7 protein-coding genes and 1 pseudogene are annotated in these 13,463 nt (G+C 28.2%); 3 read left to right on the top strand and 5 right to left on the bottom strand.

Annotated features, from left to right (window positions below; all coding sequences use genetic code 11):
• Nucleotides 1–144: 144 nt before the first annotated feature.
• The 3 genes from dksA (at nt 145) to folK (ending at nt 2,832) form a co-directional block, all read left to right on the top strand.
• Nucleotides 145–600, top strand: a complete 456-nt coding sequence (gene dksA / locus FD727_RS01520) for an RNA polymerase-binding protein DksA (protein ID WP_159938411.1) — start codon at nt 145–147, stop codon at nt 598–600.
• A 440-nt stretch (nt 601–1,040) separates the two neighbouring features.
• Nucleotides 1,041–2,372, top strand: coding sequence for a polynucleotide adenylyltransferase PcnB (pcnB, locus tag FD727_RS01515; protein WP_159938410.1), 1,332 nt, complete (start codon nt 1,041–1,043; stop codon nt 2,370–2,372).
• A complete protein-coding gene (folK, locus tag FD727_RS01510) occupies nt 2,344–2,832 on the top strand; it encodes a 2-amino-4-hydroxy-6-hydroxymethyldihydropteridine diphosphokinase (RefSeq protein WP_159938409.1) in 489 nt (162 codons plus the stop codon). Before pcnB ends, folK begins: the two co-directional genes overlap by 29 nt.
• Before the next feature lie 1,718 nt (nt 2,833–4,550).
• On the opposite strand, the gene FD727_RS01505 is transcribed toward folK, so the two are convergent.
• From FD727_RS01505 to aceE, 5 genes and pseudogenes are all read right to left on the bottom strand, one after another.
• Nucleotides 4,551–5,321, bottom strand: a complete 771-nt coding sequence (locus FD727_RS01505) for an ABC transporter permease (RefSeq protein ID WP_159938408.1) — start codon at nt 5,319–5,321, stop codon at nt 4,551–4,553.
• On the bottom strand, nt 5,318–6,247 hold the full coding sequence (locus tag FD727_RS01500) for an ABC transporter ATP-binding protein (RefSeq protein ID WP_159938407.1): 930 nt from the start codon (nt 6,245–6,247) through the stop codon (nt 5,318–5,320). Before FD727_RS01500 ends, FD727_RS01505 begins: the two co-directional genes overlap by 4 nt.
• Before the next feature lie 650 nt (nt 6,248–6,897).
• Nucleotides 6,898–8,334, bottom strand: coding sequence for a dihydrolipoyl dehydrogenase (lpdA, locus tag FD727_RS01495; RefSeq protein ID WP_159938406.1), 1,437 nt, complete (start codon nt 8,332–8,334; stop codon nt 6,898–6,900).
• A 139-nt stretch (nt 8,335–8,473) separates the two neighbouring features.
• Nucleotides 8,474–9,721: pseudogene (aceF, locus tag FD727_RS01490) on the bottom strand (dihydrolipoyllysine-residue acetyltransferase); the annotation flags it as partial.
• Between the two features lie 23 nt (nt 9,722–9,744).
• Nucleotides 9,745–12,417, bottom strand: a complete 2,673-nt coding sequence (aceE, locus tag FD727_RS01485) for a pyruvate dehydrogenase (acetyl-transferring), homodimeric type (protein WP_159938404.1) — start codon at nt 12,415–12,417, stop codon at nt 9,745–9,747.
• Nucleotides 12,418–13,463 lie beyond the last annotated feature (1,046 nt).

The raw sequence follows: 13,463 nt of genomic DNA, 5'->3' as shown, positions 1-13,463 counted from the left end.
CATTGGTCATAAAAGATTAAATATTCATCGTCTTCATAGGATACTTTAGTATGAATAATTGCTAACCTTAATAGGTTCTGTTATTTATAACGTTTTATTTTCCCTGATGGGAAACAATAGTACGTATTAAGTAGGAGAAATAACATGCAAAAAGAGCAAAATCGTAAAACATCATCTCTTAGTATCCTAGCCATTGCTGGAGTAGAATCATATCAAGAAAAATTAGGTGAAAAATATATGAATCAAGATCAACTTGATCATTTTCGTAAAATTTTAAAAGCCTGGCGTGATCAACTTAGAAATGAAGTAAGCCGAACTATGTTGCATATGAGAGATGAAGCTGTTAATTTCCCAGATCCAATTGATCGTGCAGTACAAGAAGAAGAATTTAGTCTAGAACTACGTAATCGTGACCGTGAACGTAAACTAATTAAAAAAATTGAAAAAACACTAAAAAAAATGGAAGATGATGATTTTGGGTACTGTGAATCATGCGGCATAGAAATTGGTATTCGTCGTCTTGAAGCAAGACCTACAGCAGATCTATGCATAGATTGTAAAACATTAGCAGAAATTCGCGAGAAACAGATGTCTGGCTAATAGCTATGTATAGAATTGTTATACAATTATTACTTATTACACAGTGAAAATCATTGTTACTTTTTCACTGTGTAGGTACTGAACCACTATCTTTAATATTTTTAATTTATTGTTTATCCTGTTTGTATTCCTCTTTATTTTAATGATTATTATCTTCTTAACAAAATATAATAAATATATATTCATACTAGAAACTAGCTCTATTTAAATATATTAGAACACCTATTATCTAAAATAGATAGTTTTTCTTATCATTATTTTGTTCAGTTGTGGTAATAAGATGTTTAAATAATTTGTAAAATAATATTTTTAATTATGAATCTTATTCAACTCAATTTTGTTATTATGAAATTTTCTATTTATTATCATAGTTAATAATTTGTTATATTTGCTTGAAGGATAACAAGAAATAAACTAAAGGAATTAAACTTAAAAATGCAATGACCATCATCTATAAAAAAAAACATAAGATTTCGCACAAAGATATAAGCGAAAATGCACTTAAGGTTCTAAATCGTTTACATAGAGCTGGATACGAAGCCTATTTGGTGGGAGGAAGTGTACGTGATTTATTATTAGGTAAAAAACCAAAAGATTTTGATGTTACCACTAATGCTACACCTGATCAAATGCGAAAATTATTTCGTAATTGTCGTCTAGTAGGACGACGTTTTCGTTTAGCACATGTAATGTTTGCTTCAGAAGTAATTGAAGTTGCTACCTTTCGTGGTAATCCTCAACAAATAAATGAAATTGATTTTCATTATTTACATCGTAACTATAATGGTGTATTACTTCGTGATAATATTTTTGGTAACATTGAAGATGATGCACAACGTCGTGATCTAACAATTAATAGTCTTTATTACAACATATCAGATTTTACAATACATGACTATGTTGGAGGATTAAAAGATCTACATAACGGAATTATTCGTCTTATTGGTGACCCCGAAACTCGTTATCGTGAAGATCCAGTAAGAATGTTACGTGTAGTACGATTTGCTGCTAAACTAAAAATGCGAATTGCCATTGAAACTGCCAAACCAATTACCAAGTTAGTATCATTATTAAATGATATGCCACCTGCAAGATTATTTGAAGAATCTCTTAAATTATTACAAGAAGGTTATGGTCTTAGTACTTATCAACTGTTACGTAAATACCAATTATTTCAACTCTTATTTCCAGGCCTTGCATCTTTATTTACAGAAAAAGAGGATAGTGTTATAGAACGTATGTTAATACAAGTATTAAAAAATACCGATATCCGTATTAATAATGCTATACATGTTAATACAGCTTTTTTATTTGCAGCAATGTTTTGGTATCCGCATTTAAAATCAACTGAACAAATAATTGCACAAAGTACATGTTTAACATATTATGATGCATCTTCAATAGCCATGAAAAATATATTATATGAAGCATGCAGAGTACTAGCAATCCCTAAAAAAATTACTATGTTAATTCGAGATATATGGCAACTTCAATTAAGAATGCCGCGTCGTCAAGGCAAACGTGCTTGGAAGTTAATGGAACATCCAAAATTTAGTGCAGCTTATGATTTATTAGCATTGCGAGCTAATGTTGAAAATAATTCAGAATTACATCTTCTCATTCATTGGTGGGATGAATTTCAATCATCTGTACCAACACATCAAAAAAATATGCTTAATCAGCTTTGTAACACAGTGCTGAAAAAAAATATTAATAACACTATAAATAGTATCACAAATCGTCATGAATCATGTTTACATCGCTTTAGGTAGTAACCTTGCTGATCCTTTATACCAGATAAACACGGCATTTACTGCTCTTGATAATCTTCCAGATACTATTCGTATTGCCACTTCTTCTTTATATCAAACTTCACCATACGGAAGTTCATTAAATCAATCTGATTATCTTAATGCAGTAGTAGAACTAGAAACACTATTAGAACCAGATATACTACTTCAATATATACAACATATTGAATTAAAACATGGACGAGAACGTAAAAAAGATCGATGGGGACCTCGTACGTTAGATCTAGATATTTTATTATTTGGTAAAGCATTAATTAATACAATTAATTTAATTATTCCACATTATGACATGCATAATCGTCCTTTTATGCTAATCCCATTAATAGAAATTGCTCCACAATTATCTTTACCAAATGGTCATTCATTAATACAATTAATCAGTAATTTAGATTGCAGTACGGTTCATCCATGGTTAAAATAATATAACTTAATGTTAGTCAATTAACTGTTTAATAAGTATATTATATTTTAAAATAAAAATTAGATTGAAAATAGATATTATAACTATTGATGATTTAAATCATTTTAAAATCATAAATTATACATTTATACTTTTCTTACCTAAATTGCTTATTATTTTAAATTCACTTATATATTGTTTGATGAAAATATTAAATTGCTATTATTTGGATATTAACTTGCTATGACTATACAAAGGCAAGATTATATATTACTATTTAGTAAAAATAGTAGAAAATACAAGTATATCATAATACTATAGCAGTATAGTATGATACATCGAAAACATTAATAATAACTGATGTATTTTGTATGCGTTATATTACTACAAAATAAATTCTATACAATATAAACACGTTGTTCAAACAGGCAGCAAGTATGCTAGCAAATAGCTAATTAGAAAATGTATACATATGTTAAGTGTAGATTATTAATTTCCATAGAAAATGGTATCTAACTTTCCTTAATAAATAGATATAATGATAAATTATAAACTATAAGCAGTAATGAAATAAAAGAAGTAAATCATTATTAGGAATGTATGATAAGTATCAAAAGAATATTTACTATTATTATTAGACTGTATACCAGTATAGTGAATAACATCTATCATCAAATGTATAAAAATTCTTCTTATTAATATCAATTTAAGTAATGTTATTGATGAGGACTAAATCTTAGAATCGCATGATTTATTTGCTGTTTTAGTGAAATATTTCTCAATTGGCAAAGTAATTTTAATTACAATAACTGATCTATAGTATTCATAATACGATTTATTCGTGTAATCTGAATATTCAGATAAAAATATTCAGATAAAAAATTGAATACTTTTATCAGAAAAGAGTATAGCGTTAGTTTCTGGTAGCAAGATGGATTATATACATGGATGTCTTCTATTAAATAGATATTTTATGTATGTTAAAATGTAAATATTATATTAGTCTTATCAATCTTTGTAAATTATGTGCAATTTGATTGCATAAGTGATTTAGAGAAATTACATGTATATTCAAAATGGTTATAAGCAATTAAATAAGATTCAAGTTAATTTGTTGTGTTATCAACATTAGAGGTATAGATAAAATCTATTCATCAAATAGTTATAGAGTTTATAATTTTATTACTTATTATGCAATAAGTAAAACATGCGAATTACTTGCAAAGCATAAGAAATTAGCATTATGAATAAGATTTTTAATCTTATAACAGCAAGTATTGGTTGCTTCCAACAAAAGATCTCCAAGAATTAATAATTCTTCTTAAAATATCATAAGATGACAATAGATATTATAGATTAACTTAAATATTGATATAGAATTGCTAGGCTTATTTTCTCTGACAATAATGGAAAATTAGGTTCAAGTAATATTCTTCGCACCATATCAAAAAAAAAATCACACCAATGTGAAATGAAATGATTGTTAATATCACTAACAAATTTCTTTAGAATAAAAAGAAAAGAGATAATCTTATTAAATATTCTAAGTTAATCATTATATATAAAATATTTTGACTTAATGACATAGCAATATGTAAGAAAAACATCTTATAACTTTTGAGCATTAATAATAAAATATTAAATGATAATCACCGCTACATAGTTAGCAATTGCTCATCTAAACAATAATCAACAATTTATATGAGTGTTAAGTATGTATTATTTATACTAAATAATGGTTACATACGCAATCCTCGTCCATGTTGAATTAACATATAAATTGTAATATAAAATATTATAATAAAAATTACTAATACAGAGATTGTAAGTCTTATCGATACATCATGTATACCGAGAAAACCGTAACGAAATCCACTAATCATATATACTACAGGGTTCAAATGGGATATAGATTGCCAAAAAGATGGAAGTAAAGTCAATGAATAAAATACTCCACCTAAATAAGTTAAAGGAGTAAGTACGAAAGTTGGAATCAAACTAATATCATCAAAATTATGTGCAAATACTGCATTAAGCAATCCAGCTAAAGAAAATAAGATGGCTGTTAATAGCAGTGTAATTACTACCATAAACCATGAGTATACATGAAAAGGTACGAATAATAATGATATTGCAGTTACTAAAGCTCCTACACAAATTCCCCGCGCTAAACCTCCACCTACGTAACCAGCAATAATGATATGTGTAGGGACTGGTGCTACTAATAATTCCTCAATATTACGTTGAAACTTAGCACTAAAAAATGAAGATGCAACGTTCGTATAAGCATTAGTGATTACTGCCATCATAATTAAACCAGGAACAATAAATTGCATGTATTTAACACCACACATATCTCCAATACGAGTACCTATTAGATTGCCAAAAATAATAAAATATAGTGTAATAGTTGTGACCGGTGGCACTAATGTCTGAATCCAGATACGAGCAAATCGATTAATTTCTTTCATCCAAATACTTGTAAGAGCTACCCAGTAAAATTGAGTCATACCTTTGCCTCTGTTTCTTTGCGCATAAGACTAATAAATAATTCTTCTAAGCGATTTGCTTTGTTACGCATACTTAACACCTGTATTCCCTGTAAGCTTAATTGATGAAATAAATCATTTAATCCTTGTCCTCTCATTACTTCTACTTCTAATGTTAAATTATCTACTAATCTATAACTAAAATATTTTAAGTGAAGAGATGAGTGATATGGAGATAAATCTAAAATAAATATTTCAGATTTTAATTTAGAAAGAAGACTTTTCATTGAGGTATTTTCTATAAGTTCACCGCTTTGCATTATGCCAATATTTCGACATAACATTTCTGCTTCCTCAAGATAATGAGTTGTTAAAATAATAGTCGTACCTTTAGCATTAAGATCTTGTAGAAATAACCACATAGTTCGCCGTAATTCAATATCTACTCCTGCTGTTGGTTCATCAAGAATTAACAATTTTGGATCGTGCATTCTAGCGCGGACAAGCATAAGACGCCGCTTCATTCCTCCAGAAAGCATACGAGCTCGTTCATTACGTTTATCCCACATCTCAAGTTGACTAAGATATTTTTCAGCACGCTGATTTGCTTCTTTCCGTTTAATACCATAGTAACCAGCTTGATTAACTACAATTTGTATTACAGTTTCAAATGGATTGAAATTAAATTCTTGCGGGACTAATCCAAGTTGCCTCTTAGCATGTACAACATCTTTTTCTAAGTCATAGCCAAAAATATGCACATTACCACTCGATTTATTTACTAGTGAACTAATTATTCCGATAGTAGTAGACTTACCAGCACCATTTGGTCCAAGTAAAGCATAAAAATCGCCCGATTCAACACTTAAGTTGAGATTTTTTAAGGCTTGTACTCCACTAGGATATGTTTTAGTTAAACTAGACAGTTCTAGTGCATAAAAAGTCATTATGAATTGCTACCCCTATATTATAGGTATGAACATTTATCAATAATAAAAAATAAATACTTAATTTAAAATACTAAATATATAAATTGATAATTAACTCATTTTGTATATTAAAAATTAAAAATAGCAAATATCTATTATAACACTTATAGTATTATTTTATTTACCTTCAATTACATAATAATTTTTTTTAAAAATATAATTTTATTACAATCAAGTATATATAATACTATAAATAAAATTAAATGATACAAAGAATAAATTTATTTTTTTAGATTTTAATTAGCATGTTTGATTGAATAATTTAGTTAACATAACTATTCACTTATTTGAGAATCATTATCATTCTATTTTATGAAAAAAGTATATATTCACTTTTAATTTTAATAAAATTAAAAGTGAATATATACTTAGATACTATCTACCAATAATTAAGATTATTCCATGCGATATATAAATAAATTAAATTATATATTATATTTAAATTTATTAATTCAATTTCAATCTTTAATTTTATTATATAAATATATTTTAATTAAACTTAAATAATTAAAATTATTGAACTTATAATATATTTAAAATATTATTAAACTATTGGTATATAAACATTAGCTGTTTATGAAAGCAGCTAATGTTTATGAATATATAATTTATTTATTTTTAAAATTGTTGATTGCTTTTGGATTTATTAAATCCGTAATACTACCTTCAAAAATTTTAGCAGCTAAAGCAATAGATTCATATAACGTAGGATGTGCATGGATAGTTAGTGCTATATCTTCAGCATCACAACCCATTTCAATAGCTAATCCTATTTCTCCTAATAATTCCCCTCCATTATTACCAACAATTGCACCACCAATAATACGCCGCGTCTCTCTATTAAAAATTAATTTAGTCATACCATTAGTACAATCAGAAGCAATAGCACGTCCTAAATTCTTCCATTGAAAAGTGGAAATTTCATAATTAATAGCTTGTTTTTTAGCTGCTTTTTCAGTTAACCCTATCCATGCTATTTCTGGATTAGTGTAAGAAATTGAAGGGATAACCTTGGGATCAAAATAATGTTTTAATCCAGATATTACTTCAGCTGCTATATGTCCTTCATATATACCTTTATGTGCTAACATAGGCATACCTACTATGTCACCAATAGCATAAATATGAGATATATTAGTTCTCATTTGCTTATCAACACTAATAAAACCACGACTATCTACTTCTACTCCAACTTTATCTATATCTATTGTTTTAATATCAGGTATACGACCAATTGCAACTAATACAATATCATAACGTTTTAATTTAATTTCTGAGTTTTTACCTAATATTGATACATAAATTCCATCTTGTCGACTTTCAATTGCAGTTACTTTAGTCTCTAACATCAAATTAATCTTTTTACTAAGACTTTTAGTTAATATTTTTACTACATCTTGATCAGCTTCCGGAATAATTTGATCACATATCTCAACCAAGTCGATTACTGAACCTAATGTCTGATAAATAGTACCTATCTCCAATCCGATAATACCACCTCCTATAATGAGCATATGATTTGGTATATCTTTTAACTCTAGTGCATCACTGGAACTCCATATACGTGGATCGGTATAAGGTATCAAGGGCATTTGAATAGGAATGGAACCTGTTGAAATAATGGCTTGTTTAAAATTAATAATAGTCAAATGATCTTTATTTTCAATTAGTAATGTATTAGAATCTTTGAATTTACCTATCCCATGTATTACTCGTACATTCCGGCATTGGGCCATGGTCTTTAAACCATTGGTTAACTGATTAATAACAGTTTCTTTCCAATTTTGAAGTTTCTTTATATCTATAACAGGATTTGCAAAAAAAATACCATGTTGTTCGATATTTTTTGCTTCTTCAATAATTTTTGTTAGATGCAATAATACTTTAGAAGGAATACATCCAACATTTAAACAAACTCCACCAAGATTTTCATAACGTTCCACTAATATAGTTTCTAATCCTAAATCAGCACAACGAAAAGCTGCAGAATATCCTGCAGGGCCGGCCCCAAGCACCACAACTTGAGTTGTAATTTCTATACTCATTAAGAACCTCTTATTAGACCGGTAAATAAAAATTAGCTGCTCTTAACCTCTTGATAATTTATCTTGTATTGAAATAATATAATTAGCAAGTTCTAATAGCACTCTTTACAATAAAATTTAAATAATGCAATTTTATGATTTACATTAATAAACAACGAATATCTCTTAATATTTTATTAATAATATTAATAAAACGAATACCATCAGCACCATCTATGATACGGTGATCGAACGAAAGAGATATTGGCATCATTAGTCTTGGAATAAATTTTTTACCGTTCCAAACAGGTTCCATAACAGCTTTAGAAATACCAAGGATTGCTACTTCTGGAGCGTTGACAATTGGGGTAAAATAAGTAGTTCCTAAACTCCCAAGATTAGAGATCGTAAAACAACCACCTTGTACATCACTAGGCATTAATTTATTATCGCGAGCTTTTTTAAAAAAAATTATTAATTCACGAGATAATTCAGTAATTCCTTTATGATTAATATTTTTAAATACAGGAACTGTTAAACCACTAGGTGTATCTACTGCCACACCAATATTAATGTATTTTTTTAATGTTAATGTTTGGCCATCTTCAGACAATGAACTATTAAATAATGGCATTTGTTTTAATGCTACAGCGACAGCTTTTATAATAAATACTAAAGACGTAAACTTGATATCTAAATTGTTTTTTTCTGCTTCAATATTTTGTTGTTTACGGAATAGTTCCAATTCAGTAATATCACTTTTTTCAAAATGAGTAACATGCGGAATTATTATCCAATTACGGCTTAAGTTAAAACCAGCAATTTTCTTAATACGACTAAGTTTTATTTCTTCAACTTCACCGAATTTAGAAAAATTTACTTTTGGCCATGATGACATATTGATATGACTATTACTACTATTTAAAACTGGTAACGCTTGTACATAGTGAATAGCATCTTTAATATAATGTTGTATATCTTCTTTTAGTATTCTACCCTTACGACCACTACCTACAATTTTTGTTAAATTAATACCAAATTTACATGCTAGACGACGAACAAGTGGAGTGGCATGTACTTGAGTATCTTTTTTATCTTTGTTGGTACTCATATCGTTTTGAGCAAGATTATTTACTATATCTTGATCTATTTCTAGTTTAGATGCACAAGATAAAGATGTATCTTTATTTATTTCAAATACCATGATTAACGAGTTAGTAATTACTTTATCAGTAATTCCTACTTTTAATTCTTTTACTACACCTGCAAATGGTGATGGTATTTCCATTGAAACCTTATCGCCTTCTACAGTAATTAAGGATTGTTCAACTTTAACTTCATCCCCTACTTGTACTAAAATTTCCGTAACCTCAACTTCATCTGATCCTATGTCCGGTACTCTAATTTCGATAAGCATTACCCTATTACCTCTTAAGCTAAACGTGGGTTAACTTTATCGGCCTCAATGTTAAATGTATTAATTGCTTCTTTAATTGTAGTTTTACTAATTAAACCCAGTTTAGATAATTTACTTAAAGCAGCAACTACAATATATGATGCATCTACTTCAAAGTAATAACGTAGATTTTCACGACTATCAGAACATCCAAATCCATCAGTTCCTAATACATGATAATCATCTGTTGGTATATAATTTCTAATTTGTTCTGCGAACAATTTCATGTAATCCGTTGATGCAATCGTTGGAGCATCATTCATTATTTGTGCAATATATGGAACACGAGGCTCTTCAGTTGGATGTAACATATTCCAACGCTCGCAATCTTGACCATCACGTGCTAATTCAGTAAACGAAGTGACGCTATAAACATCCGAGCCAATATCATAATCTTTTGCTAATATACGAGCTGCACTGCGAATATAACGTAAAATAGAACCTGAACCTAGCAACTGAACTTTTCCTACATTACCGCTTAATGTTTCTAATTTATAAATACCTTTAATTATACCTTTCTCTACACCTGGAGGAATAGCTGGCATGAAATAATTTTCATTTAATGTAGTTATATAGTAATAAATATTTTCTGGTGATTCACCATACATACGTATTAATCCATTATGTATGATTACTGCAACTTCATATGCATAACATGGATCATAAGATATACAATTTGGGATAGTCAAAGCATGGATATGGCTATGACCATCTTCATGCTGAAGACCTTCCCCATTTAATGAAGTGCGTCCAGATGTTGCTCCTATTAGAAAACCACGTGCTTGTTGATCTCCTGCTAACCACATTAAATCACCAATGCGCTGAAAGCCAAACATTGAATAATAGACATAAAAAGGAATCATTGGTAAATTGTTAGTACTATAAGAAGTTGCCGCTGCTAACCAAGAAGAACCTGCACCTAATTCACTAATACCTTCTTGTAAAATCTGACCCTTTTTGTCCTCTTTATAATAAGCTAGCTGTTCTTGATCCTGAGGAACATATTGTTGACCATGTGGACTATATATGCCAATTTGTCTAAATAATCCTTCCATACCAAAAGTACGAGCTTCATCAGCTAAAATAGGTACTAAGTGATTTTTTATAGATTCATTTTTTAAAATTAATTGCAGTATACGAACAAAAGCAATTGTAGTTGATATATCTTTGCTTTGTTCTTGCAATAATGTGCTAAATATTTCTAATCCTGGTATTTTTAGTTTTTTAGTAAATTCAATTTGACGTTTAGGTACATATCCTCCCAGTTTTTTACGTTGATTATGTAAATAATTAAATTCTTCTGAACCTTTTTCAAAAACTACATATGGTAAATTATCAATTTTATCATCAGTTACTGGTATATTAAAACGATCCCTAATATAACGTATATCATTCATATTTATTTTTTTCACTTGATGCGCAATATTTTTACCTTCTGCCGTTTTTCCCATTCCATATCCTTTAATAGTATGGGCTAAAATAATTGTTGGTTGATTTTTAGTATCTTGAGCTTTCTTTAATGCTGCATATATTTTTTTTGGATCATGTCCTCCACGATTTAAAGCAAATATTTCTTTATCTGTCCAATTTTTAACTAAATCTGCTGTTTCTGGATATTTTCCAAAAAAATGTTTTCGAACATAGGCGCCATCTCGGGATTTAAACGTTTGATAGTCACCATCAAGAGTTTCATTCATTAACTGAATTAGTTTTCCACTATTATCTTTTTTAAATAATTTATCCCATTTATTGCCCCAAATAACTTTAATTACTTGCCATCCAGCTCCAATAAAAATTCCTTCTAATTCATTAATAATCTTACCATTACCGTTAACTGGACCATCTAAACGTTGTAAATTGCAATTAACTATAAATATTAAATTATCTAGCTTATATCGTGTTGCTATAGTAATAGCGCCTTTAGATTCTGGTTCATCCATTTCACCGTCACCAATGAAAGCATAAACTATTTGATTAATAGTATTTTTTAAGCCACGATCTTTTAAATATTTTAAAAATTTTGCTTGATAAATTGCATTTATTGGACCTAAACCCATAGATACGGTTGGAAATTGCCAAAAATTTGGCATCAATTTTGGATGAGGATAAGAAGAAAGTCCTTGCCCTTTTTTTATTTCTTGACGAAAATTATTCATCTGTTCTTCAGTAATACGGCCTTCAAGAAATGCACGTGAATAAATTCCTGGAGAAATATGCCCTTGAAAATAAACAAGATCTCCACCATCAATTTCATTGCTTGATCGGAAAAAATGATTAAAACATACTTCATAAATAGTAGCAGCAGACTGAAAAGAAGCAATATGACCACCTAAATCTAAGTTTTTTTTAGATGCCCGTAAAACCGCTATAATAGCATTCCAACGAATTACAGAACGAATACGGCGTTCAAGAACAATATTACCTGGATATTCAGGTTCATTTTCTTTATTAATAGTGTTAATATAATCAGTAATTACAAAAGATTTTGTTGTTGTAACTTCTACGCCTCTTTGGCGTGCAACAATTAATACCTTATCAATTAAATATTGAGCACGTTTGACACCTTCTTCACGTATAACTGATTCGATCGCCTGTATCCATTCGCAAGTTTCGATTAGATCTGTGTCATTTTGTAGAGATTGTGGCATAGGATATATTCCTTATCTATATCTAGGATATTATGGCAATAACTTTTTACTCATCTTGTATTTTGTTGCGTTACTTTAATTGTTATGAAAAGTCTATTTTTATTGAGCTTTTGTATTATTACAATTTCATAATGAAATTGTAATAAAGTATCTAAGAGATAGATAATAATATCTATATACTTAATTTTTAATATAGCAATAAACTTAAATGAATTATTAATTAATTACTTATATATTTTAATAAGTTACAAACGGTAAATCTTTCATTAAATATATATATTATGTATATAAATCTAATTGAGCATGTAAGTAAAATTATACTGTTAATGATTGATAATTTTATTAATTATGGATTTTTAAAAATATAAAAATCTTATAAATTTTGTTATATTATATAAAATAATTGAATATATTAAATATAGTAATTAACTTTTCATTATTTTAAATAAAATTTAAGCGTTTTATAAAAATTATTTAAAACACTTTACTAATTTAAATTTTTTATAATATAAATATATTTACAAATGGTAATTTTACTAAATAAATAATAATTGATTAATATAGGCTAACGATTATTGTAAAACAATTATGTGTAGGTAGCACTCGTTATCCATTATTTGTATGACGATTTCAACATAATCACTCGTCCAGATATAATCTAAGGTAGCGGTATTGTCCCACGGGGATAAATAAATTTTTTTTTAACAAGAGGTAAGATTTTTTAATTGTTCTCATTATTTTATTTTTTATTGTGCTCTAAATATTATTAATTACTGCAATAATCCTTAAAAGTAATTTTAAAAGAAAAGAGTAAAGAAGTGATGGATACAAACAAAAAGAAGTAAGAAAGATAATCAAAAAAAATCTGAGAATAAAAGTATTTTGTTGGGAGAAAAAAAAAAAAAGAAGCTCTATCACGCCTAATTACAAGAATAAAATAATACCACTAAACAAATACAATCTGTTATAAATGCTCAATATATTAATAGTTTAATGCATATTACAGGGAATAAAGTTGTTCATGATTAATTAGACAATATAGGAGA

It is taken from the genome of Pantoea sp. Mhis (assembly GCF_009830015.1).
Note: the sequence above shows the minus strand (reverse complement) of the source record. Positions and strands in the feature narration are given on the sequence as shown.

What these genes read in the sequence shown, in the direction of transcription:
- FD727_RS01505 (WP_159938408.1), bottom strand. Translation starts at nt 5,321, where the DNA reads ATGACTCAATTTTACTGGGTAGCTCTTACAAGTATTTGGATGAAAGAA.
- lpdA (WP_159938406.1), bottom strand. Translation starts at nt 8,334, where the DNA reads ATGAGTATAGAAATTACAACTCAAGTTGTGGTGCTTGGGGCCGGCCCT.
- aceE (WP_159938404.1), bottom strand. Translation starts at nt 12,417, where the DNA reads ATGCCACAATCTCTACAAAATGACACAGATCTAATCGAAACTTGCGAA.
- folK (WP_159938409.1), top strand. Translation starts at nt 2,344, where the DNA reads ATGAATCATGTTTACATCGCTTTAGGTAGTAACCTTGCTGATCCTTTA.
- pcnB (WP_159938410.1), top strand. Translation starts at nt 1,041, where the DNA reads ATGACCATCATCTATAAAAAAAAACATAAGATTTCGCACAAAGATATA.
- FD727_RS01500 (WP_159938407.1), bottom strand. Translation starts at nt 6,247, where the DNA reads ATGACTTTTTATGCACTAGAACTGTCTAGTTTAACTAAAACATATCCT.
- dksA (WP_159938411.1), top strand. Translation starts at nt 145, where the DNA reads ATGCAAAAAGAGCAAAATCGTAAAACATCATCTCTTAGTATCCTAGCC.